General features: G+C 36.6%; 19 protein-coding genes. 9 read left to right on the top strand and 10 right to left on the bottom strand.

Features of this window, described 5'->3' with window-relative positions; genetic code table 11:
- Positions 1 to 30: 30 nt before the first annotated feature.
- Positions 31 to 1,491, bottom strand: a complete 1,461-nt coding sequence (locus AC13EX_RS16905; protein WP_482893598.1) for a BspA family leucine-rich repeat surface protein — start codon at positions 1,489 to 1,491, stop codon at positions 31 to 33.
- Between the two features lie 483 nt (positions 1,492 to 1,974).
- On the opposite strand from AC13EX_RS16905, the gene AC13EX_RS16900 reads away from it, so the two are divergent.
- Entirely contained in the window at positions 1,975 to 2,976 is a 1,002-nt protein-coding gene (locus AC13EX_RS16900; RefSeq protein WP_482893597.1) for a hypothetical protein, read from the top strand.
- Between the two features lie 26 nt (positions 2,977 to 3,002).
- Here AC13EX_RS16900 and AC13EX_RS16895 read toward each other — a convergent pair whose 3' ends face one another.
- Positions 3,003 to 3,425, bottom strand: a complete 423-nt coding sequence (locus AC13EX_RS16895) for a DUF983 domain-containing protein (protein WP_482893596.1) — start codon at positions 3,423 to 3,425, stop codon at positions 3,003 to 3,005.
- Positions 3,426 to 5,031: 1,606 nt separating this feature from the next.
- On the opposite strand from AC13EX_RS16895, the gene AC13EX_RS16890 reads away from it, so the two are divergent.
- Positions 5,032 to 5,874 (top strand): IS982 family transposase, encoded by an 843-nt coding sequence (locus tag AC13EX_RS16890; protein ID WP_482893637.1) that lies wholly within the window; start codon positions 5,032 to 5,034, stop codon positions 5,872 to 5,874.
- Positions 5,875 to 6,202: 328 nt separating this feature from the next.
- Here AC13EX_RS16890 and AC13EX_RS16885 read toward each other — a convergent pair whose 3' ends face one another.
- The 3 genes from AC13EX_RS16885 to AC13EX_RS16875 all read right to left on the bottom strand — a co-directional run bounded on the left by AC13EX_RS16885 (position 6,203) and on the right by AC13EX_RS16875 (position 10,680).
- On the bottom strand, positions 6,203 to 7,942 hold the full coding sequence (locus tag AC13EX_RS16885; RefSeq protein ID WP_482893595.1) for a S1C family serine protease: 1,740 nt from the start codon (positions 7,940 to 7,942) through the stop codon (positions 6,203 to 6,205).
- A 472-nt stretch (positions 7,943 to 8,414) separates the two neighbouring features.
- On the bottom strand, positions 8,415 to 9,707 hold the full coding sequence (locus AC13EX_RS16880; RefSeq protein WP_482893594.1) for a hypothetical protein: 1,293 nt from the start codon (positions 9,705 to 9,707) through the stop codon (positions 8,415 to 8,417).
- Between the two features lie 196 nt (positions 9,708 to 9,903).
- Complete coding sequence (locus AC13EX_RS16875; protein ID WP_482893593.1) at positions 9,904 to 10,680, bottom strand: carbohydrate-binding family 9-like protein; 777 nt, start codon at positions 10,678 to 10,680, stop codon at positions 9,904 to 9,906.
- Positions 10,681 to 11,293: 613 nt separating this feature from the next.
- On the opposite strand from AC13EX_RS16875, the gene AC13EX_RS16870 reads away from it, so the two are divergent.
- Positions 11,294 to 12,871, top strand: coding sequence for a M81 family metallopeptidase (locus AC13EX_RS16870; RefSeq protein WP_482893592.1), 1,578 nt, complete (start codon positions 11,294 to 11,296; stop codon positions 12,869 to 12,871).
- Positions 12,872 to 13,340: 469 nt separating this feature from the next.
- On the opposite strand, the gene AC13EX_RS16865 is transcribed toward AC13EX_RS16870, so the two are convergent.
- On the bottom strand, positions 13,341 to 14,477 hold the full coding sequence (locus AC13EX_RS16865) for a bile acid:sodium symporter family protein (protein WP_482893591.1): 1,137 nt from the start codon (positions 14,475 to 14,477) through the stop codon (positions 13,341 to 13,343).
- Between the two features lie 668 nt (positions 14,478 to 15,145).
- Between AC13EX_RS16865 and AC13EX_RS16860 the strand changes: the two genes are divergently transcribed.
- On the top strand, positions 15,146 to 15,823 hold the full coding sequence (locus tag AC13EX_RS16860; RefSeq protein ID WP_482893590.1) for an Ig-like domain-containing protein: 678 nt from the start codon (positions 15,146 to 15,148) through the stop codon (positions 15,821 to 15,823).
- Between the two features lie 51 nt (positions 15,824 to 15,874).
- Here AC13EX_RS16860 and AC13EX_RS16855 read toward each other — a convergent pair whose 3' ends face one another.
- Positions 15,875 to 16,303 carry a DUF2141 domain-containing protein gene (locus tag AC13EX_RS16855; RefSeq protein ID WP_482893588.1) on the bottom strand — a complete coding sequence of 143 codons (429 nt, stop codon included), beginning with the start codon at positions 16,301 to 16,303 and terminating at the stop codon, positions 15,875 to 15,877.
- 42 nt (positions 16,304 to 16,345) lie between these two features.
- On the bottom strand, positions 16,346 to 17,587 hold the full coding sequence (gene bamG, locus AC13EX_RS16850) for a BamG family beta-barrel-assembly machinery protein (RefSeq protein ID WP_482893586.1): 1,242 nt from the start codon (positions 17,585 to 17,587) through the stop codon (positions 16,346 to 16,348).
- A gap of 275 nt (positions 17,588 to 17,862) precedes the next feature.
- Between bamG and AC13EX_RS16845 the strand changes: the two genes are divergently transcribed.
- The 5 genes from AC13EX_RS16845 to AC13EX_RS16825 all read left to right on the top strand — a co-directional run bounded on the left by AC13EX_RS16845 (position 17,863) and on the right by AC13EX_RS16825 (position 23,726).
- Positions 17,863 to 19,113: a DUF4270 family protein gene (locus AC13EX_RS16845; RefSeq protein ID WP_482893584.1), complete on the top strand. Its 1,251-nt coding sequence runs from the start codon at positions 17,863 to 17,865 to the stop codon at positions 19,111 to 19,113.
- A gap of 6 nt (positions 19,114 to 19,119) precedes the next feature.
- On the top strand, positions 19,120 to 20,100 hold the full coding sequence (locus tag AC13EX_RS16840; RefSeq protein WP_482893583.1) for a Kelch repeat-containing protein: 981 nt from the start codon (positions 19,120 to 19,122) through the stop codon (positions 20,098 to 20,100).
- A 295-nt stretch (positions 20,101 to 20,395) separates the two neighbouring features.
- Positions 20,396 to 21,166, top strand: a complete 771-nt coding sequence (locus AC13EX_RS16835; protein WP_482893581.1) for a sensor histidine kinase — start codon at positions 20,396 to 20,398, stop codon at positions 21,164 to 21,166.
- On the top strand, positions 21,163 to 21,906 hold the full coding sequence (locus AC13EX_RS16830; protein WP_482893579.1) for a LytR/AlgR family response regulator transcription factor: 744 nt from the start codon (positions 21,163 to 21,165) through the stop codon (positions 21,904 to 21,906). Before AC13EX_RS16835 ends, AC13EX_RS16830 begins: the two co-directional genes overlap by 4 nt.
- 662 nt (positions 21,907 to 22,568) lie before the next feature.
- The gene (locus AC13EX_RS16825; protein WP_482893578.1) at positions 22,569 to 23,726 is read left to right on the top strand and encodes a DUF4221 family protein; all 1,158 of its coding nucleotides are present in this window, start codon (positions 22,569 to 22,571) and stop codon (positions 23,724 to 23,726) included.
- A gap of 200 nt (positions 23,727 to 23,926) precedes the next feature.
- On the opposite strand, the gene AC13EX_RS16820 is transcribed toward AC13EX_RS16825, so the two are convergent.
- Both AC13EX_RS16820 and AC13EX_RS16815 read right to left on the bottom strand, forming a co-directional pair.
- A complete protein-coding gene (locus AC13EX_RS16820) occupies positions 23,927 to 24,187 on the bottom strand; it encodes a type II toxin-antitoxin system RelE family toxin (RefSeq protein ID WP_482893577.1) in 261 nt (86 codons plus the stop codon).
- A complete protein-coding gene (locus AC13EX_RS16815) occupies positions 24,174 to 24,371 on the bottom strand; it encodes a hypothetical protein (RefSeq protein WP_482893576.1) in 198 nt (65 codons plus the stop codon). Before AC13EX_RS16815 ends, AC13EX_RS16820 begins: the two co-directional genes overlap by 14 nt.
- Positions 24,372 to 24,598: the final 227 nt, after the last annotated feature.

The raw sequence follows: 24,598 nt of genomic DNA, 5'->3' as shown, positions 1-24,598 counted from the left end.
ACCCTAGACACAGTTTAATGAACTATCCCATTAATCCGGGCAAGTTCCCCAAATCGGTTTTGGCAACGTCCAGGAAGTAGCTCCGAAATCAAATAAATCAGGTTCTCGAGGGATTTTTAATACACACCATGATGATAAATCCTGATTAAATTCATTATTATTGGTAAACATACTTTCCATTCTAGTAACATTTGATACATCCCAATTTTCCAATGGTTGGTTGAAGGGTGAACTAGAAAACATAAAGTCCATATTAGTAACTTGTCCTACATCCCAATTTCCTATTGGTTGATTGAATGATGATTCCCAAAACATTTGTCCCATAATCTTGACTTTGCTTACATCCCACCGATCAATTGGATAATTAAATGTAGTCTCTCTAAACATCCAACCCAGATGCGTAACATTACTAACATCCCAATTATTTAATGGTTGATTAAAAGAAGTTCCCAAAAACATTCCTCTCATATCTTCAACATTTGCAACGTTCCAATTTTCTACCGGCTGATTAAAGTTAGAACCACTAAACATAGCATTCATTGATCTTACTTTGGTGACATTCCAATTTGAGATATCCTGATTAAAATGAGAATTACCAAACAAATATTCCATATCAACAACATTACTGACATCCCATGCTCCAATTGGTTGATTAAATGTTGAATTAAAAAAAAGTCTATGCATATTTGCTACATTACTAACATCCCAGTTTCCGATAGGTTGATTAAATTCACGATTCTGAAAAAGCTCAATCATTAAAGTAACCAAAGAAGTGCAAAGTTTTGTCATATCCGCATCTTCGTCCCTTCTTTGTCTTAGCAAGGTATTATCCACCGCTTCATACTCCACACCATTAATAAATCCTTTATCACCAGGGTTTGCTCCTTCGCATTTACAGGTAATTCCATTCTCATCAAGGTAAAAAACTCCTTGGCTTTCTTCCTTAAAAACAACCGTCACATTCGCCTCCCCATCCACCGTAATCCGCTTTGGTACCTCATCACCACTGAGGTCACCTCCCCAGCTTTCGAAGGCCCAACCTTCTGCAGGAATTGGAGTCAACTCCACTGTAGTTCCGTGTGGATATTCTTTGGCAGAAGGATTGGTAATGATTTTTTCACCGATCGTTCCCTCTCCTTCAATAGTTAGGTTTAGTGGATAATCTCTTTTGACAAAAACAGCAGTAACAGATTTATTGGAATTCATGGTTAGGGCAAGTGGGTTAGTACTACCGCTTCCATCACCCTCCCATTGTTGAAATACCCAATTTGAATTGGGTTCCGCAGTAAGTGATACACTTTCGTCTGCATCGAAATAACTTCCTGAAGGAGAAACCTTTACCTCCCCTCCTTCTGTTGGCGAAGCCGTAGTAGAAAGTGTGAACGTTTGGTTTTGCTGAGGTTCCTCAGCATCATCACAGGCTGCAAAAGCTGTAAGAAATACAAGCAAGTAGCAAATAGGATTGGACAGGTATAAACATTTAGAGTTCATCGTAGAGAGTTTTTGATAGTAGTAATAATAAAGTATTGTTAACTAGCCACTAATTGAATTTAAGAATTGAATTGGTTTTCCTTTAACCTAGTTCGTGAGGATCGATTAAAGTGGAGTGAACAGTGGGGATTTTTTCGTGAAGAAGTAGGGTGAAATGTGTTAATTGTTAATTGTTAATTGTTTTAAACCTACAAGCTTCAATAATCTATTACTGGTGTCTGGGCTCGTTGGACTTCTCAACCGATGCCTGAGCTTGTCGAAGGCAAAGTTGACGTGATAATCTTTAAAAGGCATGTGGATTTAGTATTGGAAATTTGGGACATGCCACGCCACTATCAATCACGCTATCACCACATCACCGATCACCCAATCACGGATCACCCCATCACTCCTAACTGATTTTCTTTCATTTTCCCTGCAAAATAAAAAAGTCATTGTATATTTCTGGTAGAACTACTTATCCCCTATTCAATCGGAAAAAACATGAACAAAACATATACAATCTTTGGCCTGATAGGGCTTTTATTAATAATTGCTGGATTTAATAGAATGGCCACAGCTCCCCAAGCAGAAATCAGCAATGGAATTATTAAGGCAAACCTATACCTCCCAGATCATGAAAATGGTTATTACCGTGCTTCTCGCTTCGATTGGTCGGGGGTAATTTCGAGTCTGGAATACAAAGGGCACCAATATTTCGGGCAATGGTTCAAAAAATATGACCCAATGATAAATGATGCCATAATGGGGCCGGTTGAAGATTTCTCTCCACTAGGATATGATGAAGCAGAAGAAGGGGGCCTGTTTGTAAAAATTGGCATCGGGGCACTGGAAAAAATCAAGGAGGAAAAATACCGCTTCTCCCATACTTATGATTTAGTAAATGGAGGGGAATGGAAAGTAAAGAAGCATAAAAACCGAGTGGAATTTAGGCATGAATTGATAGATGCAGATGGCTATGGCTACCAATATACCAAAGTGGTGGAATTGGTGAAGGGCAAGCCTGTACTTGTATTAAAACATACCTTAAAAAACACAGGCACAAAATCAATCAATACAAGTGTCTACAACCATAATTTCTTTGTGATTGACCAGGAACCTACAGGACCTAATATTAAAACAACCTTTCCTTATGACATCCACCTTGACAATAGTGAACAAAAGAAAGTGGTTAATTTTGATTCTTTAGGGTTAGTTTCCGATCGTACTATCAGCTTTAGCAGGTATTTCAAAAATGGAGAAAGCGTTTATACCAGCGGTATTATGGGTTTTAGAGAATTGCCTGAAGACTATCAGTTCTCGGTGATGAACACCAAAACAGGCGCCGGAGTAAAAGTCAAGGGAGACAAGGCTTTGGAGAAAATAGTATATTGGGCCAACGCAAGAACTTACTGCGCTGAACCCTATATCAGACTTGAATTGGAACCAGGAGAAACCGTCAACTGGAAAAACGAGTACGACTTCTTCACTTTTGAAAAAGAATAATATCCAAGCTTGTTAAGAATAAGTCTTTATTGACCTTCTTCTATATCTCCAAAATAATAAAGCATGACAACCTTTGAGTACCTTAAATTCCAAGGGGTACTTAAAATGGTAGGAATAAATATGGCGACATAATACACCCAAAGTGGTGGATCATTAAATACCAAATAGGTAAGGAAACCAAAAACCACAAATATGGCTACCCCAACCATATAAGTAAAGAACATTGAAATCTGATAAAAGCCTGGTTCAGGCATAAAATCAAAGCCACATTCTTTGCAGTTTTTGTTCAGCTCATTGAATTTACTCATGTTAAGGGCCGAAGTTTTAAACATGTCCCCTTCTTTACAAACTGGACATTTGCAATGAAGCATGGCATTTAATTTCTTATTGTCTTTCCCTAAAGCTTCATGGGTATTGCTGCTCCTAATTTCTTGACTTAAATCCTTCATTTGGGGTTTATTATTTATTCACAAATTACTAAAATAAACATTCGCGTTTTAACTTAAAACGATATTTTTTTTTATAACCTTCAACTACTTAAATTAATCTAAAAATTAGCATTTAAGTTCAATCAAATGGCCATTCTTTTTCGGAAAACCCTTAAGGTATTAATTTACAGAAAATTTCAACTTGGATTTTATCTAATCATTTCAGAAGCCACATATATTGCCCAAATGAATTGGAACTAAACATCGAAATTCGCTTGAAACAAACCCATATATACCTCATTAAATCCGAAGATAGGAATAGGAATTATGTCGACATATTTGCTTTCTATGCCACATTTCCGACATAATCCCTCCCTATTTTAACTTCAGTTTAACCCAGATTATGTAATAACCTGAGTTCGATAATAAATCTACGAAATCCGATGAATGAGAGGTGTTTCTGGTTTCATCCTGTTTACCCTGTCTTATTCAGGGCCTGTCCCGATGCGTAGCAAGTCGGGGGGAAAAGAAATGAAAGGATAAATATTAAATATGCCTTTACCTTTGCAAAAAACTGTAATAATAAGCCCAGCATCTCAATTTCCTATATCTATGCCAAAATATTTACTATTGCATTTTTTACTTTTTTGTTGCAGGCCTGCCCTGAAACAAAGTAACTCAGGGCCTGCCCTGACCCTAGTTAGTGGTCAAAAAAGTAACCAACCTGCCCTGAAGCGGAGCAACTCAGTGGCCTGTCCAGAGACATCGGTAAAAAACCCGCCGCTGAGTATCTTTTGGCTAAAATTTAAGGCTTGCTAATCCCTGCTTAAGTTTCTTAACGCCGAAAATCTACAAGGTAGAAATTTATCTATCACTTATAATGTTTAAGGTATGCTTTGCTAAACCTAGACCAGATGTGGAAATGTAATGTATTCGCTAAACTAAGAGCGCGGTGGCCGGGCCAAAACTACGAGGGTGCGAGGGCCTTGTGGGTGGAAGTTTAGTTTTGGCTAGATTTTTTTTTGGTTCGTTTCTTTTCATCAATGGAAAAGAAATGAACGGATAAATATTAAATATGTCTTTACCTTTGCCAAAAACTTTAATAATATACCCAACATCTCAATTTCTATATCTATGCCAAAACATTTACTATTGTATTTGTTACTTTTTTGCTCCAGTGCATGTCCCGAGCAGTGAAACGAATCGGGATCAAAAAAGTAACCAACCTGCCCTGAAGCGGAGCAACTCAGTGGCCTGTCCAGAGACATCGGGAAAAACCCCGCCGCTGAGTATCTTTTTGGCTAAAATTTAAGGCTTTCTAATCCCTGCTTAAATTTCTTAACGCCAAAAATCTACAAGGCGGAAATTTATCTATCAACCTGAGTTTGATTAATAATTTCACGAAATCCGCTGGTTCAAAGGTGCTTAAGAATTAATATCTTTTAATTAATTTATTTAATATGAATAATTATTAAATATCTATTTATTAATAAATTAACTATACTTAATCTTTATAATATTTAAAATAAACACTGTAAAGAATAGAAAAAGTCAAGTTCTTTTGTTAAATTAAAGGTGTGAATATCAACAATTTAACTACTCAAACATGACTTTGACTGAAAGGTAAATTACCGAAATTTTCTATCTTATTGATGAATTCTGCATTGAATTTGACAAATCCATCGAAAAACATCTCCTAGGAAATAAACCTAAGAGAACCCCGAAAATGAGCCCCAGCGAGGTCATTACAATCATGGTGATGGTTCATACAGGAGGCAATCGGAATATGAAACACTTTTATCTCAATTATGTACAGGTCCATATGTTACATTTATTCCCAAATACGGTCTCATACAACAGGTTTATGGAATTGATGCAATCCGCTTCGTTGCCAATGACTATATTCTTGAAAACCTGTTGTTTAGGAATTGGGACAGGAATAGCCTTTATTGATTCTACCCCTATTAGAGTTTGTAAAAACAAGAGGATTAAGCGAAATAGGGTATTCAAAGACATTGCTCAGGTGGGTAAATCCATCATGGGGTACTTCTTAGGCTTTAAGCTTCATCTGGTAATCAATGACAAAGGGGAGATACTGAATTTTGTAATCACTCAGGGTAATTTTGATGACAGAGACCCCTTGAAGAATAAAAAGTTTGTAAATAAATTAAAGGGAAAACTTTATGCTGACAAAGGGTATATTTCAAAAGGATTGACCGAAACCTTGTGTATGGATGGCCTTCACCTGATTACCAATATCAGAAACAACATGAAAAATACCCTGATGGAGCTAAAGGATATGATCTTGCTCCGAAAAAGAGCGGTTATTGAAACGGTAAATGACGAACTGAAAAACATGTGCCAGATTGAGCATTCTAGGCATCGTTCTTTCAATAATTTCATTGCAAACTTGATATCAGGATTGATTGCATATACTTTTTTTCCGAAAAAAACCCCGAATCAAATATGAAACCATTCAAACTAACCAAATTGCCATATATTAAAATCGAACTCAGGTTAATAGGATTTCTCCGCCCTGACAGAAGTCAGAGATAAAACCTGTCCCGTGTTTACGGGACAGGTTGTAATCGCAAGAAAATCAGGCTTTTTGGAGATTTCAGCATAGCACCGTTATGGTGAAATTGAAAATAGCAACGATTGGGTATTTTGAAGCGATTTCAGCACGTATAAGATTTTCTATTGCATGTCTCTGGTCAAATCTATAAAAAAAATCCAACAAGCGGTCCGATCGGAGCACTTGTTGGATAGATGTATTGTTTGTATTTAAGTTTCAGAACTTATTGAAGTTGAATTTTTAAACGATCAAAGATTTCATACGAGGGAATTCCAAAGGCAACTCCTTCAATACCTGAACCAATTAATTTTGCACTTACTACTCCCAAAACATTTCCGCTTTTGTCTACCAGTGCTCCACCGCTATTACCTCCATTAATACTAGCATCTGTTTGGATCAGTTTGGCATCACCTTCAATGGTGCGCAAACCAGATATAATTCCTTTAGAAATAGTTTGTGATAGATCTTCAGCAGATGGCGTGCCTAAGGCATAAACCTCTTCTGCAATGTCAATGTTTTTAGATGAACTAATACGAAAGGGAAGTAAATCCTTAGCGTCTTTGATTTGCAGAAGGGCCAGATCATGAACCTTGCTTACCCGAATTATTTCTACCTCATGAACAGACTGGTCTTCAAAAATTGCCTGAATATTATCATTATTAGAGATGACATGATAATTGGTAATGATATGCCCTTCATCACTTATTAAAAATCCACTACCATGTCCATTATCATGCTTAATGGTTAAGCTAGATTTAATGGCTTCATTGAGATTACTTACAAACTTCTTGGGCATAGGAAGCGAAAGCTCATCAAACTGCTCCTCCAATTTGTCCTTCTCCCTATCATTGAGTAAAGCAACCACTTTATCGGAATTCATTAATTCAATCAGCCCATATTCTAGCGCATCTTTTATAGCTAAATGAATGATTTCATCCATATTGTCATAATCCTGAATCGCAAATTGACCTGATCTGGATTCGGTGGTTTGTGAATAAACCGGGGTTTTATAATAATCCAATGCTTGCCATTTAACTTTTAAGTCTACATAAACCATACCCCCAAAATCTACAACTTGATAATTAGCTACATGATTAAGGGTGTAATCCTTTATTGAAGCATCTATTAGTAAATTATTAAGGTAGGTGTTTTTTATCGCTCTTCTACTGGTGTCAATATATCCATTTTCTTTGAGCACTTCATTTAGAAGATCTGGGAAAATAGTATTTGTCAATTCAATATTATCTGATTTTTTAGAAACTTTTGCTCGTTTTTTGTGCTGACGGTTTTTATGGTTTCGAAAAGTAGGGTAATACCTGTATTTAACATCTTCCGAGTTTATGTCAACGGCGATATTATTTATTTTTATATTCTTCGTCAGTTCAGATCGATTAGGAATTCGAACTGACTTTTTCTCAATTTGAATTGCTTTATCATAATTATACGCTTTATAACCATTATCCGCAAAAGGAATTAACATTACCCCAAATGGGATCCATGAAAGGATATAAATGTGAGGTCTTTTGTATTGCATCAAGGTATAATTTTCTTCTTTATACCCCTCTTTTATTATAGTCAGTTGCTTTGGTTTGCGATCTCGTTTCAAAACTAAAGTCCCCTTTTCCCCTTCCACTGGCTTGCCATTGATGAGAATTTCATTATAACTCTGACTCTCCTCAATGGATACTTTTTGGTACCTTCCATTTAAAATGCTAGCACAGCTTGAAAAAAACATAGTTGCAATCAAACCTAGGGCTACCGTTTTTTTGAATGAGAACTGTTTAGTAACAAATTTAAATTTATCCCAAAAGGCTGTGTAATTTATTATGTCTTTGGTGTTATCCCCTCTTAAATCCGGAATACCACTTCTCATATGAGAGGTATTTTTACATAATTTTAATCCGAAAATCCCTCCTGATACATTTTGAATAGAGGTTAGTAAATTGCTGTCAAATTTTTTCATTTCTATTATAAAAGTTAAACTAAAACAATGAGTCAAAGTTAGGCTAAAAAATTTACAAAATCAATAAAATGTATTTCATATACTATTTTTTACTTTTACTAACACACTTTACTAGTTTAAATCGTTTTTTATAATTAACCAAATGAAGTAATTTTTATATAAATTAAATTTTTAAAGGAATTGGTATTAATTATTTTCGTTTATTAATTTTTATAATAAGGGATTTGTCTCCTATTTTTTATCGGAATTTGATGAATTGAGCTAGAAAATGAAATGATAATTTGGTTTAGATTATCCTTTAAAAAAATTAAATGATCGAAGCAAAATAAGAAAACAGAAATTCATGACCACACAGATAAAGGCCTAAAGTTTAATTCAAGGATGAATATTTAATGTAAAAAAAAATGGATTTTTACCATAACCTGGTAAAAATCCATTATTGAAAGGTTTAAATCTGCTTTATTTGTTTGGATTAATCCAACCTTTTTCCATTTTCATCCCATCCTGTTTTACAAAAATGAGAAGCATTTGGCGTTATATAGCTTACCTTAGCGAGTTCCGAAGTTTTAAGCTTTTTGTGTCCTAAAATTCTCGACTCTAAGGCAAAGTCCAGAATTCCACTGCTAAGCATGGTTCGCTCAACAGGATAAGGAGCTTCCCCTGTTTCAAATAAAATCTCAATGTTTTTAACAAGACATCCAAAGTGATGGTGCGGTTTGCCCTGTAATCGCATAAGGGTAGAATAGGGTTTGGAAGTGTTTTCCAATTCAACTGCTACAGTAAAATCCTGTACCAGCCCTGTCAATAAGAAAGCAGCAACTTTTAGCCCATCCTTATAGTCTACCACAAAAACTGCAGGAGATTGTACCAATTCCTTCATGTCACCTTCTACTTTGGTGAGGCTATGTGAAATTGCCTCTTTAAATAGCCTACTCGCCCATTCATTCTGATCCAAAAATTGCCAGCAATCCTCTCCTTCCAGACATTGAACAGCTTTCACACCCGTTTCTCCTCCTTTTCTCCTCTCAACTACCGACTGAAGTGAATCCAACAAATGAAAGCCATAAATATCCAAACCACTATAGGAAATCCCTACAGCATATTTTTGGGCTTCTCCGTAAGGCGTATCAATCGCCGGAATGCGCCAGGCTACGGGAACAGAAGAACCTGCCAACATCGGGAAGTCAAGTTCTTTTGAAATCTCCACCATACGTTTGGCTTGCCGCCAACTGTAAGAAAGGTGCTTGTCATTGAAAACGGGAACTGATTTCTTTGTTTCTCTAAAGACATCAGTAATTTTCAAAAACATCTCAAATCGTGGATATTGTTTTTGTTCCTTGTCATTCATTCTATATACGCCGTGTTCTCCAATCAGTAAAACTGCATCTACAGCCAGTTTATCACCACCCAATGTAAGGGCATCAGCAACGGTCCTAAAAATGGGAACACCATGCTTTTTAGCCATGTCACGACTCATATCTGTATCAGGTACCTGCTCGGTAAACATGGATACGATTTTTGACCTTGGATAAGGATCCATACCGTCTTGATTATAGCCCTCCAAGTACTTGCCAACAATCACGTCCGCGTGTGAATTAGGTCGATATTCTGTTAGGATAGCTGCTATTCTTTTTGGCCTACCGGGAATAAATTCTCCTGAATTCGCTTTATTGGAAGTCTCCGCCTGAGCTGGGGAGATGGAAAGCAATTGCCCAGGCAATAAAGGCGTAATGGCAAGATATCTAAGAAGTTCCCTACGTTTCATCTTATGTTTTTATGTTAAGTTAATGGTTAAATTTTAGTCTGGAACCGGTTTCCCGGTTTGTAAGCAAGTTCTTTATGCTAGTTATGATGGCAAATGCTACATTTAAATTCCGAATCCCCTGCAAAAACAAGTTAGAAAAAAGCATATCAAAGAAGCGTTTTTTCTTAATCCAATTGTGCAGTGAATAACTTCAAGGTTATTCAAACTTCAGGGTGCCGAAAAACTTAGGCAAATGAAAGTTTGGTTTGGGATTGTCAACATACGACCATGTTAGGAAGTTGGGGTTACTTGTCCTACTTCCTGTCTTGTAAAAGTTTGCTTTCCATACCACACCTTTTTTAGGTTGGGTGACATTGGAATGCTTTTTTAGCATGGAAATTGGGATCCTGTACTCTATAGTCCATGTTGTGGGCGCCGAAATCTCAGGGTCTACCACCTCGGGCAAAGAATGAGCTATTTCAATTTGGTCAATATCTTCTTTGCCTAACTTTGTGAAGTCGTCCCAAGGTTTGGTTATGTAAAAAATCAATGGAGTTCCTCCGGCATTGATTTCAAGATTAAAATAACTCAGAGGCTTCTCTGAATCCGGTGAAAAGAAAAACTCCACACAAGAATCGCCAGAAACATTGCCATTGTATTCCTGAACCACAGAACGAACATAACGGTCTTCTACTTTGAAAATCCCATAAATATTCTTTTCGTCATACATCAATTTGGCCTGTACTTTGGGTAGAAACTTTGGATCTTTGCCCATATGGTATTCAAGAGTCACGGCTTTAATTCCTTTCCATTGTGCCTTTTCCCAATTGGCATCAATCGGATTTGAACCCTTCTTTAGCTTTTTCACCAAGTACTCAGCGTCTTCCTTGATTGGAGCTGAATCAGTCTTTTCGGGAGCTATCCCTACCCTATTTGAGAGACTGAAGAAAAGCGGTAAGGTTAACAATGACAATGATAATATTATTGCTTTCATGAAATTCATAGTTTGTGCTAATAAAGAAATTAGCTTTGGTCCTTAGACCCTTTAATTGAATAAATGGATAAGAAATTAAGTGCAATAAGCAAAATTGGGCAATTTTCCTCTTAAAACTCGAGGAAAATGGTTGTCAATATGGCTATTATTGCTTGAATATATGTAAAACTTCAAAAAGTTGGCTAAACAGTAGGCAACTTTTTGAAGTTTTATTATTTCTACGGTAAATACTGGTAAAATTTAATAAGAAAGTTTGCGGTTTCTCTTCTTAACTAGTTAGAATCATTAAAGCTGCGAATACCTCTTAATTGTCATAAGCTTCCCTACTCAAAACAAAAGGAACTAAAGAACTTTCGTAATATAAGTGATGCGCTAAAAAAACTGGCCCTTTCCTAAAATTAAAGCTGTTGATCTTTTAAACCTAATGGATTAGGATAAGTTAAGGTGACTTCTATCACTAAGAATATAAGAACTACACTGCCTTGTCCAAACATTATATCGTCGAAAAACATTGAATTTTAAGGAAATAAACGGTATAATTGATGAATTTACTTTAACACAACCACCTATTTAAGTCATTCAATAAATGATTTAAATCTTATAAAAAACCAAAATGAAAAAATCCACTTTCTTAAGAATTACTTTAGTCTTACCACTCGCGCTGCTTTTCTTATTGACAGCTAATGCACAAAAAAAACCAATAATAGGGGTAGCAGGAATTGCCCACGAATCAAATTCTTTCAGCAGTCAGCTGACTACATTGGATAAATTTGATTTTCAAGTGGGAGAATCACAAAAGGAACTGGCTATGAAGTTCTTTTCTTTTGCCAATTCTCAAACCATAAGTTCTGGTTATATAGAAGGTGCAAAGCGTTTTGGCTTCGAACTCTACCCTACCGTAGTTACCAGAGCCAGGCCGATGGGACCTGTTACTGACAATGCTTTCGACACCATGATGGACGAAATCATTAAGCAGCTAAAAGCAGGACCAGAACTAGACGGTATTTTGCTAAACCTTCATGGTGCAATGGTTGTAGAAAGTTACCCAAGCGGTGATGAAGAAATTGTAAGAAGGGTTCGGAATGCCTTTGGCCCTAAAATGCCCATCATTGTTACCCATGATTTCCATGCCAATGTTACACCAGAATTGGTGAAGCTTTCCAATGTTTTGATCACTTTTAAAGAAAACCCTCACCTTGATACATTCGATCGTGGATTGCAAGCAGCAAAAATCATGGCTGAAATGGTAAAAGGAGGTGTAAAACCAACACAGGCTATTGTGAAGGCTCCTATGGTCTATAATATTGTATATCAGAGCACTTTTGCAAATCCATTGCTTCCAATTACTACGGCAAGTAAAGAATTGGAGAAAAATGAAAAAATACTGGCAGTAAGTGTTTCTGGAGGCTATCAATACGCAGATGTACCATGGATGGGACCATCGGTGATTGTCGTTACTGATAATGATCCCGAACTTGCACAAAAAGAGGCACAAAAACTTTCTGATATGCTTTGGGATTCCCGTGATAAAACAATTCTTGACAGTCCCCAACCTGCAGAAGCTGTGAAAATGGCAATGGAACATGATGGTCGTCCCGTTGTCTTAATTGACATGGGAGACAATATTGGTGGTGGATCTACAGGCGACAGTTCCTTTTTATTGGAAGAATTGATCAAGCAAGGAGCTCAAGGCTGGGTAATGGTAATTGCTGATCCAGATGCTTATAAGATCGCTGAAAATGCAGGCGTTGGAAATGATTTTGATTTTGAGGTAGGCGGAAAAACAGATGACATGCATGGAAAACCTGTTAGGGTTAAAGGCCAGGTACGTTCCTTGAATGTAGGACGTTATCTTGAGACAGAAGTGCGCCATGGTGGTGGTCGCTACTGGAACATGGGCCATACAGCAGTTATTCAGGTAGAAGGCTCCACTTTGGATGAACCGAATTTGCTTCTTTTGACTACTTTGGCATCCAGCCCAAACAGTGCGCACCAACTTATTTCCAATGGCGTATATGTTGAAAGACAGAAAATCATTGTGGCAAAAGGAAACATTGCCCCAAGGGCAGCTTACGAACCATTTGCTTCCCTATTGATACAAGTAGACAGTCCGGGTTCTACTGCTGTTAATCCATCTTGGTTTAAGTTTAAACGTGCCAGAAAAGGAATGTTTGGCATGGGAGATTATTAAATACTTGTGATCAAAAAATAACAATTTGATCGACAACTGCGATCAACCCTAGACAGTTGAAGATTGCTTTTAACGCCCTCTTGGCTTAGCTGGGAGGGTGTCTTCATTTGTCAGGATCTAATAGATTTCCTTTTTGGGAAACATCAGAAAATCCTATTGCAGGTTCTATGTAAATCTATTCTGTACATATCTCCCATGAAGGTGAACCTCTGTTCAGGATGGGCACCAAATGTTGTTTATCAAAACCTTCTTAACAGGGTTAATTGGATATTAAGTTGATTGCTCAACCCCTATCAGGGTTGCGGAAAAATAGTGCGTTAAGGTCCGCGAGTTGACACTCACGGTTATTATTGTTCAGGCCCTTTAGGCTTGGGTTCCATATTATATAGTGATCACATTTTAGCACTGTGCTTTTAGCTCTAGTATTTATGGTAGATACCGGCAACAATGAAATTTCAAAAATCAAGTTTTATTTTTCTAAGTCCCTTGATTGAGGACTATCAGTAGGTTCTGAAGCATCATCTTCCCCCGTAGGTGCAGTGCGCCACCAGTTAGCAAGGAAAGAGCCGGAGATGTCCATCCAGGTACCAAAAATCGCTGGAAAAAGCCCTAAAGTAGCGGCCTTGCCCAACTCGGAAGCAATTCCTGCTGCCATGCCTCCATTTTGCATGCCTACTTCTATCGCTATGGTACGGCTGTCGACTTTATTCATCTTGAAAAGGCGGCAACCCCAATAACCCAATACATAGCCACTTGCATTGTGAATGATGGCGGCTAACAATAACAAAAGACCAATCTCTAAAAGGCTGTCACGCCCTGCTGCAACGATCACAGCGATAATCACCACATTGGCGGCCATTGCTATAAAAGGCATGGCAATATGAAGCCAACCTGCCCTCCCCTTGAAAACCTTATTGAAAACCATCCCTGCAATTATAGGTACAAATATCATCTTGATTATGCTCACCATCATCTGAAAAGAGTCAATCGGAATAAACTGACCTGCCAAAAGTTTCATTAACAGGGGTGTTAAAAAAGGTGCCAGTATAGTAGTAAAAGCGGTTAAAGTGATGGACAAAGCCAGGTTTCCCTTGGCTAGAAAAGTAATAATGTTGGAGGATACCCCACTCGGTGAAGAACCTATAAGGACAATACCTGCAGCAATTTCTGGTGGAAACTCCATTAGAATAGCCAAACTGATAGCTAGGATAGGCATAATGGTAAACTGAGAAACCAAACCAACAATGACTCCTTTTGGCATCTTTAATACTCCTTGGAAATCTCTAATCCCCATGGTGGTTCCCATTCCAAACATGATGAGTTGAATCAAAGGAACAATAAACCCCTCGGTATTATAACCAGCTACCTCTGTTATATAATCAGGAAATGTCATGCTGATGGCCACGGCGGCAATTACCCACACGGTAAACGAAAAACCCTTTAACTTATCATAACCTTGCATGCCTATTAGTAAAAAAGCAAAGAAAGAAAGTACCAATAGAGAGGCAACTTCTTGATTATCCTTTAAAAGCAAAACAACGATTCCAATTAATGATATTCCTGCCAAAGCTAGAGATGAGCTAAATAAGGTTTGCTTTTGATTCATGTTTTTTTTCGTAAATGCTTACTGATATTATTTTTTAACCACAACAAGATGGTCCTCTACTCAACCTTATGTGGACAATCCGGATGATTAGCACAATTGCCTGTATGGTAAAGATAAAAGGGATTTCATAAAGTAGGGGGAATTCATTGCCATTTTACCTCAAAATTTATTTTTTTTAAAGAGATTTTTTAACCATTTGTCTTGAGGGAAACCTTTAGTAAATTCTATTATTGCTCAATCCAACTTTAAACGCTTCATTATTGTACAACTATCGCTTAGTGTAATGAGCCTAAGTTGCCTAATAAACAGTAAAGCTTTTATAATAGCATGCTTAATACCATTCATTAAGCCTACTTACTACCTAAATTTATGATTGGATAACCTCTTTAAAAAATTTTCTCGCTTATAGACAGGGAAAAAAACACAAATCAAAATTTCAAAAACTAAATGCAATTGTCTTTTAAAGCTAAAAACCATTACATCAAAATCAATAATTTTTAATCTTAAAAATGATTAGTTAATTTCGCGTGATTCAAATTTGGCGAATATTTTCAATCATACTTATGATGCATACATTAGAAAGTTGTTCGGTATTTTTAACTGAATATTAAACCATACAAGAAGGTAATTTTAATTAATAAAACCTTAAAAATATCCCTATTATTAATATGATGCGTAATTACATAATCATAGTTTTTTATTTTGTTCTTTTTGCTTGCAACCCAAGTGAGGACCCACAAGATGAATACATTACCTTATCTGAAAATGACCTTTCCATTTCTTATAATGATGAATTCCAAATTCTAGCAGTATTCAATAGAGCAGGTTATACTACAGCAGATCTTATTTGGGAGTCAGAAGCAGAAAATATTGCAAATGTGGACCAAAACGGTCTTGTAACGGGCAAAAGGAAGGGGAAAACCACTATAACCGTAAGAACTGCTGATAACTTGTTTACCTCTTCTTGTAAAGTTGCCGTTCAACCGACCAATTTCTTGTTTAAGGAGCCTTATTTTGATTTTGGTAAGGATCAGGCATTTATTACTAATAAGGAATCGAGATATTTATCCGTGCAAATACCTGAGGCAATGATTTTCGATGGTGAAAATCAAAATATCCGTTACTTAAACTATAGGTTTAAAGAAGGGAAGTACGAATATTCTTTTGTGGTTTTACCTGGTGATCAAGACATTCAAGAAGAAGTCCATGATTTCCTTATACAACGATATGACTTGCTAGGTTCTTCAACTTTAAGATTATATTTTGAGAATGAGGAAGTGAATATAACGTACGCTATCGATGAATATCGTGATATAGTCATCTTTTATTTCCCTAAAGACAATTAGAAGAAGGTTAAATTAATCTCTTCCACTTAACAGGGAACTACATTGTCTTAATCAATAACAGACATTAATGGTTATTTCCTGACTTCCCGCATTTAACCTGATGTAATGCGATTCAGGATTTTGGGTTTTCACCTTGCAAATGAATTCACCTGAAAAGCCAAAACCTTCCTTAGGCTTTCCAAAAAAATTATAATCCATTTTCCCATTTTGGTTACTATCATGAAACACAGCAATCATGTATTCTCCCGGATCTAACTCGGGAAGTATGAGGTAGGGCGCTTTTTTAATGGGAACCTCAAGCTTTTCAACAAGTTCCATTTCCAAGCCTAGTTCTATTGCCTGTTTCTTGAAAATATGAATCCGAACCTCCCCTCCCAATTTAAAATCTAAATTGTTAATGCTTAAAACAGTTGTATTGGCGACAGGAGTATTGAATGCATATTGAAATAGGCTAAACAGGAGTATTAATGTAATTTTCATTTTTAACTATTTGTAATAAAATTCAATATTGTAGCTCTTTGATTATTTGAAACCTTGTTTTTGAAACCAAACATCAGCCAGGTTAATGTTCAAGGTAATGCCATGAGTTGTTTCTCTGGAAAGAAGTGTTGTAGTCCCCTGCTTTTCATACTGATAGGAAAGATTTAATCTGGTAAGTCCTTGTATGGGAATACCTATGCCCGCTGTGAAGCCCCATCGATCTACCGCTTGATTTTGAAAAAGGTAGTTTCCTGAATCATAATAAACGCCGGCGGAATAACTCAACTTTTGAGGAAATGAGTAACCTCTTGGTACAGGCACATATTCTATGCCTACACTCACTTGATGAGCCGCTACATAATCCTCCCATGAATCTGGGAAAAATTTATACATATAATCGGCCGCTATGATCCAATTCTTGTTTTGGTAAGACAGGCCAGCTTTGGCAGTTTGGTAAAAATCCATTCGCTCCTTATCACCTGTGGATTCAAACAAAAGAGTATCTGAATTGACAAGTTGGATTTCTTCCGAAATGGTCTCATTCATTATGGCTGGCGCCTGATAGGTCAAACCCATCAATACTTTTTTGTCTTTATTTTGATAGGCTACATATTGCAAGCCCATATCCACCCCTACACCACTGTAATTGTTTTTTAGATTTTGCTGAAAACTGTCTATTGCCTCATCTCCTGGGGACTGTGTTTCATAGGTGTTGATATTATTGATAATCCCAAAGGCATAATAAGGTCTTATCCCTAATGAAAGTCGAGGGTGTAAAGAGTAGGCATAATTAAGAAACACCTTACTTATGTCCCCATAATTCTTAGTAAGTTTGGAATAAGGGTCAGCTGATCCTACAAAATAGGTGGTTTCCAAAAAGCTATTGTCTACACTACTTAAAGGCATTAGGCCAAAGGTAAAAGCAGATGATTTGGATACCCTCAGCCAAAAGGCCACATGGGTCAAATTGGTTCTATTAATATCAATGTTTTCATCGTTTGTGTCAATGTTCATCATCTGATACTTAACATCTGCATCGATCATGAAATTATAAGCACCTAAAACCCCAACACTAGAGGCCGGATTGATAAGGTTTAGGAAGTAGGGTGATTGAACAGCCACTCCGGTTCCTCCGAGTCTAGATGCATACCCCACATTGTCACTATTAATCAAACCTATACCATAGGAAGAGTACAAGGAACCACTTCCCCTTTGTGCTTCCACCTTACCTATAAGGATAAAAGATATAAGACATAAACATAGCGTTCGAATTGGTAAAGTCATTTTGATTTTTTCGTAAAGCTAATGCTACATCTAGGAACATTCCTCTTAAATAGGCATAAGGGCTAATTTCATAGACCTAATCCCACTTTTCATCTTCCAAAATTCAAAATCCTTATATCCTTTGTATTATTTAAGATCATAGAGAATAAAGTGCTTTTCGTCGAGAGGATTATTGCCTAGGTCTATTATACCTCTTTATTCGCTAAAGATTGATTTGGTTTGGGGCAAAAATAAACTTTATGCAATCAATTTTCAGATCAATCAAATATCTATGTATGCCAGCAGTGGCCATTTTTATGACGGGATGTTTTGAAAATGAAATACTAGTACAACCTGAAGTCACTAAAGACAATAATCAACTGGAAGTCAGCTTAATTGAAAGTACAGACATCCTATTGTACAGTTATTATAGTGATAGTTTGGTCACCAATGACAGGACAAATTTTTTATTGGGCTCATACAATGACAGTATAAGAGGAGATATTAAGGCGGTTCCTTATTTGCAATTTGGAGTTGAAAGTGGCATAAGGATGAATGATGAAGCCCAAATGGACTCTGTTGTATTGGTATTGTATTATGAAAGTTATCATTATGACACCCTTCCTGTTTTCGATATCAATATTTATGAACTTATAGAAAACCCTGAACCTGATGATTTAAATGCCATCTATAACTTCCAAAACTTTGACTATAACGAAAGTCCTTTGGTGTCCCAAAAAATCCAAGCCCTTCCTCATCAGGATTCGCTTACAGTGACCTTACCCTATGAATTTGGACAAGAACTTTTTGAACTGTCCAAGTCAAGTAATTCAATTTTCTATACCAATGAAGACTTGGAAGAACACTTTAAAGGTTTGAGAATAGAGACAGAGGGAACAGGCCCCATATTGTCTTTTAACGAAGCTTCTTATATAGGTTTCTATTACAAACCATCCACTAGCATTTCCCAAACAAATGCACAATTCAAAATTACTGTACAGAGCGGAACTGAACATTTCACAAATTTGACAGTAAATAAATCCTCCGGGCTATTGCAAGGCTTTGAATCCTACACCAATATTGCATCGGAAGAAACCTCGGGGACGGTAATGGTGGATCCCCTATATGAATCAGGTATCAGAATTGAGTTCCCCGAAACCCAAAGCCTTAAGGAAATTTCCGAGAGCTTCTTTATTTCTTCGGCCATACTTCACCTACCCGTGAAACCGGGAACTTATAACAATTACTTCAACACCCCCTCCTTTTCGATCAATGTATATATGGTCAATAAAAACAATGAGATCATAGGCTCTTTAGCCTCAGTAGGTATGACGGCTTATGATGATCAGTTTCATGAAAACACCTACTATGATATTCCAGTAACAGATTTCATAAACAGTCAATTGAATACAAATTACGACAATGGAAATGCTTTATGGATTACCCTACCAGAAAGCACCTCGCTAACTACCAGGTATTTGGCATTTTCGTCTCACTCATTACAACAAAAAATTAAACTAGATATTGTATTTCTTCCTTTAAATTAAATTATTATGAATAAAACACGTTTGTTAATAGGAGCTATTATTGGAGTTTTCTTCTTCAGTAGTTGTATCAATGAAGATGAAGTAACCTCGGAAGGCAACTGGGTCCAAAGATCCTATTTTGAAGGTAGTAATCGCTCCAATGCGGCCTCATTCTCAATTGATAATAGTGCCTTTGTAATGGGAGGTTACACAGGAGAAGAATACCTAAATGATTTCTGGGAATACAATTCTGACGGAGATTATTGGATAAAGAAAGCTGATTTTCCAGGAGAAGCGCGTAGCAATGCTGTAGCCTTTTCTATTGACGGTAAAGGTTATGTAGGAACAGGATACGACGGTACCAACAAACTCAATGATTTCTGGGAGTATGATCAAGAAAATGACACATGGAAAGAAGTGGCATCCTTTGGGGGTACTGCCCGTTACAATGCTATTGGTTTTTCCCTTGTAGGAAAAGGATATATAGGTACAGGCTACGATGGAAGTGAGCAAAAAGATTTTTGGCAATACGATCCTACAAGTGATTCCTGGACCCAAATTATTTCAATGGGGGGAGCCAAGCGTCAGAGTGCTTCCGTATTTGTAATCGGAGATGTTGCCTATATTGGTACCGGAATCAATAATGGCTCTTATGAATATGATTTCTGGGCTTTAAATGGCAATAGCCTAGAATGGACACGGAAAAATGATTTGGACTATAGCGATGATTATGCAGTGGTGAGAAGTGAAGCCAGTGCATTTTCAATTGGATCTTATGGCTATATTGTAGGCGGATCAGTGGGTTCTGTTTTGGGTAGTACTTGGGAATACAATCCTTCAGATGATACCTGGGAAGAAAAAACCCCACTGGAAGCTGTTTATAGAGCCGGTGCTTCAGCCTTTTCAGTATACGACAGGGCCTATGTCCTTTTAGGACGAAGTTCCAGCTTAAGGTTTGATGACATCTATGAATTTGAGCCTTTTGTATATTATGATGAAGAGGATTAAATTTATCAAAGCCTTCTAAATGTTGAAAATAGAAAAAAAAGTAATTTTAAAGACATTGGTTCATTTCTTAATACTGGGGGTAATTTTATCCCCAGTATTTTTTATTATTTCTAATAAAAACCAAGAAATACGCCCCAATTTTTATTTTAGCATTTCCAACAGTAGCATAATCATTTTTTATTTAATCAACATTATTTGGTTGATTCCTAAGTTAATCTTTCAAAGGAAGTATTTAAAATATGCCTTGTTCCTAACCTCATTCCTTGCCCTCTATATATTCTTCCAATATACCTTTATGGACTTCTCCCCTATTGGAGGAGATAGACCGAGTCCAAGATTTCCTGATGGAAAAAGGCAGATGTTTTTTTGGATACCTTCCTTTTTTCGGTTCATACTTATTATGGCCTTGGGAACAGTTATAGAGCTTATTACAAAGTTTGAACAGGAACACAAAAAATTTGATGAACTTGAGCGGCAAAAAATCATCAAAGAGTTGAACTTCCTAAAAAACCAACTTAATCCCCATTTCCTGTTTAATGCCCTAAATAATATCTATTCTCTGGCAAGTCGGAAATCCGAAAACACTACTCCTTCGATTATGTTGCTGTCAAACATGCTCAGGTATGTTTTGTATGAATCGGGGAAAGATAAGGTACCTATTCATCAGGAAGTAGATTTCATAAAAAATTATGTAAACCTGGAAAAGCTCAAATTTTCTGACAACAATGCGCCTCAAATCAAATGTTATTTTTCGCTTACAAATGAAAATTATACCGTTGAGCCACTGTTGTTCATTACTTTAATAGAAAACGCTTTTAAGCATGGCATAAGCTACGTTACGCCTTCTTTTATCCTTATTTCCTTTAAGGAAGACAACAATGAAATACTGCTTTCTGTAATCAACAGCATAGTAAAAAGAGATGACAGGAATATCAATACCAACAAAACTGGGGTTGGTATTGAGAACCTTAAGAAAAGGTTGAAGTTGCTTTACCCGGGAAAACACAGCTTCAAGCAGATCCACGAAAACAGCACATTTAAGGCCTTTCTAAAAATAAAAAAATGAAAATCAACTGTATTATCATAGATGATGAAGTGCTGGCTCTTGATATATTGGAAGATTATATTTCAAGAATGCCTATGCTTGAGCTAAAGGGGAAATTTGACTCACCCTTAAAGGCCATGGATTGCATTGTTCATGAAGAGGTCAAACTAATGTTTCTTGACATCAATATGCCAGATATCAATGGAATAAAATTCTATGAAAGTCTCGCTAACAAACCCAAGGTCATATTTACCACCGCTTACAGTGAATACGCCGTAAAAGGCTTTGAAATTAATGCCATTGATTACCTCCTAAAACCTATCAGTTTCAGCCGTTTTTTCCAGGCGGTAGGTAAGGTCATCAATAATCCAAACGCACTGCCAGCAGCACCCGTTCAGTCCAGTTATCAGGAAAGTCAAAATGATGAATCATCAAGGTTTATTTTTGTAAAAGTAGAGCATTTCACAAAAAAAGTTAGCCTCAAGGACATTGCCTACCTTCAAGGCTACAAAGATTATGTCAAAATATATCTCATCGGTGAAGACAAACCCATCCTCACCCTAAACTCCATCAAACACTACGAAATGAGCCTTTTCTCAAAAGGATTTATCCGTATTCACAAATCCTATATCGTCTCTGTAAACCAAATAGAAATCATCAGTCGAAACAAGGTCAAATTAATTGACAAAGACCTTCACATCACCATTGGGGGAAATTACAGGGATTTTTTCTATGAACTGGTAGTGAATAAGAATATATAGAGAGCTAGATTAATGTTTGACATGCTGTAATTTTATCCTAATTCCTCGTAATTTATCAAAAAAAAGAACTACTTATTTGGGTGGCAGGAATTGCTTCTTCCAATCAAGCAAATAAAAGACTAGCACCCAAATTGAATAGCCCCTTAAAGGAGTAAAAAAATCTAATCCTCGTTCATTTGAAGTTAATATCCCCCTACCAGCAAAGATAAGATTGAATCTACTTTTTTGTTTGAAACCTTTTAAACCCATAATAGCTCAAATAAAACCATACTATGGCAGCCCCAATTGAGGTATAAAAACCGACATCTAAAGGATAAAAAGATCCAAAAGAACCGAAAGTCATCAATAAAATTGCCATACCCATACTAGCAATGATAAACCGCTTTTTCAATTTCCCCATTTTGAAGTGATCATTCTTACTTCAACTAATATAATATAATTCTATTACATTCTAAAACAAGACAATAACAAGTTCAAATCACCTCTTGTAAAGCAGCTAGAAAAATCTATTAGCCCCAGAAAAAATTTAAATCAAATCATATATGGAGAGTGATTGGTAAATTTTTCACCACCTACCCTTCTCAAATCAATTTCCAAAACCTTAAACTGAAATTTTAGTCCTAAGAATTTGATTATTAGAAAGATTAGGTCAAATTAGAGACATGAAACATTTTGGCTATTTATGGGCGGGAATTCTTCTATTGTATTCCTGCAATCAATCTTCTTCTACGTTTAATGGAGTTGATGGCTTGGACATAACTGTTGATACGGTCATGATAGCTACTGGCGATGATATTATTAACCTGAAATGGGGGATTTATCAGTCCGGTATTAGCCATGATAAAAAATATTTGTTTATTTCCGGTGGAACTAGTCCCTATTTGGAAAGGATAAACTTGGAAACATTGGCCTATGAAGAAAAGATGATATTTGATGTGGAAGGGCCTAATGGATTTGGTGATTACGTTTATGCAGTAAGCTCAGATGTCAACAACAATTTAATTTTGACCAGTCATTATTCCACAAGCATTTTCAATTTTGATAAACAAAAACTGAAAAAGTACCTATTGATTGGGCGTAATTTTAAAGGAGAACAATTAATAAAAAGAGAACAATTTACCTCTAAAATTATCCCTTCAAAGGACTATAAAACAACGTTTGGCTTGATTCAGAATCATGATACCGGAGGAATATTTTTTGCTATTGTAAATGAAGAAACAGATGTTTTAAGGAAAGTAAAACTAAATGGATTTGAGAAGGCAGAAGATTTTACAGTTAGACATCAGCAAGGAAGAGGTGCATCAATTTCTCCCCAAAATACAGAAATTGTTCAATTGGGAAATAAACTCGTGATCACAAATCCCGTATTCAGCAAAATTGCAGTATATGATTTAGTTGAGCAAAACTTAAAGTATTATCCCTGTCTACCTACATTAACGGCCTCAGAAAAAACCGGCACTTATATCAAAGATGTCAATTCAAGAGAAGAATTCACGATTCGGAAATTAGAGATTGAGAAAGAAGTCACATTTTTACCTTTAATGACAGAAGCCACTACTGATAAATATGTCAGAATTTCTACCATTGGCCTACCAAAATTAAATGACAAAGGCCTACCCGAAATGAATGACCAAAAAGTATTTATCAGTATTCTTAATGATTCCTTTGAAGTAATCAAAGAAACTGAAGTTCCAGATGGTATCGGGAAGCTTTTTTCTAATTTCATACCGCAAAAGCCATTTTTAAAGGATGGCAAAATATGGCTCTACTTAAATATCCAGGATGAATTGGCTTTTGTCCGTCTGGACCTGGGTTTATAATATTATAGAAGAAGTTTCTAATAAACGGGTTAATCTCGGTGCTTCCCCCAGGGTTTATTCTCGTAGGAATTACAAATGAGTACTGCCCGATTTAATAACCAAGGAATGGTTGATTAGAATGGGTTTTCAATTTCCATCAAACACTGTTCAAAATTTTAGACGATTCTAAACCAAGACGCTCTTTAGTTATCCTTGGCTGATCAATCGTAAATATCCTTTCTGTAGCCGACTTTTCTGACATCCACCACCAGTATTTCATCGTCAACGGAGTATACCACCCTATAATCACCTACCCTGATACGCCAGTTGTCAGACCCGCCACGAAGCTTTTTGGCACCAACAGGCCTTGGTTCCTCTGACAGAGCCATTATGGTCTTGATAAGTTTATTATTGACCTGGTTGGGCAATTTGAATAGTTCTTTTGGGGCCGACTTGCTGACGGTTATCTCATAGTAATTCATCCAGCTTTCCTTCTTCTTTCAAGGAACTGATCAATTCAGTCAGTGGTATTTTTTCCTCGTTTTTCCTTTGCTCTGCTACCAGATTGTCATAAAAATCTTCCCACAGTCTCCCGTGTTTTTTCAGGTCTATCTGGACAGCCACTTTCCTGTCATTCTCATCGGTTACGTAATTTATACCTTTCATTCAATTCAATTTTATCCTTTTAAAGATAACGATTTGTTTATGTATTTGATTCACCCTAGTGGCTGGTGTTTCTGTATCTGTCACTTCTTGTTCCTAAAGGTCTTTTCTCTGTCCCTCTCCTTAATGCTCGAACGTTGTCACTTACTACGGTAAAGACGTTACCTTAAAATAGGTAGAAGCCTCAATTTAATAAATCTTATAAAATTCGTCCATGAATTTTATTTTTT

Source organism: Cyclobacterium sp. L-R, assembly GCF_056859355.1.
This window is presented reverse-complemented; position numbering and strand designations above follow the sequence as displayed.